The sequence below is a fragment of the Kitasatospora arboriphila genome, assembly GCF_039528095.1.
Lineage (GTDB): Bacteria > Actinomycetota > Actinomycetes > Streptomycetales > Streptomycetaceae > Kitasatospora > Kitasatospora arboriphila.
The window spans coordinates 1-510 of sequence record NZ_BAAALD010000340.1 but is presented as its reverse complement, the minus strand read 5'-3'; the positions used below and the strand labels follow the sequence as shown (position 1 = coordinate 510).

Below are 510 nucleotides of genomic sequence, written 5' to 3'. Positions count from 1 at the left end.
GCAAAAGCTTGGCCATGCGGCGCAGGTTCTGCACCATCGCAGCCAAGGTGAATTCGTCAGTGGCACCCGTTAGGCCACGCAGTCGTAAACGGTCGAGTTTCATGATCCGTTTGAGGTGGGCGAAAAGCATCTCCACCTTCTTTCGTTCGCAGCGAGAGACGAGGTACTCCGGTGTCTTGGCGATGCGTCGAGCCACGTCGCGGGCAGCCTCATGGATGCTGCGGACGATCTTCCGATTCGGCGTGTTGGGGCAGCATTTCGCTTTCAACGGGCAGGTGGCGCAGTCGGTTTGGCTGGAGCGGTAAATGACGGTTTTGGCCTTAGTTACCCGCGACCTTTGCTGGGTGAAGGCGCGCCATTCACTGCGTAGCGGTTTGCCGGCTGGGCAGCGATATTCATTGGCGTCCTGACTCCAGTGAAAGTCGTTACTGGAGAGGCTGTCGTCCTTGCGCTCGGTCTTGTCCCACACCGGCACATGCGGTTCGATGTCCTTTTCTTCGACCATCCAGG

At 58.6% G+C, this 510-nt stretch carries 1 protein-coding gene; it reads right to left on the bottom strand.

Features of this window, described 5'->3' with window-relative positions; translation table 11 throughout:
• A partial coding sequence (locus tag ABD353_RS40275) for a transposase (protein WP_344628651.1) occupies window positions 1-510 on the bottom strand: 510 nt, incomplete at both ends.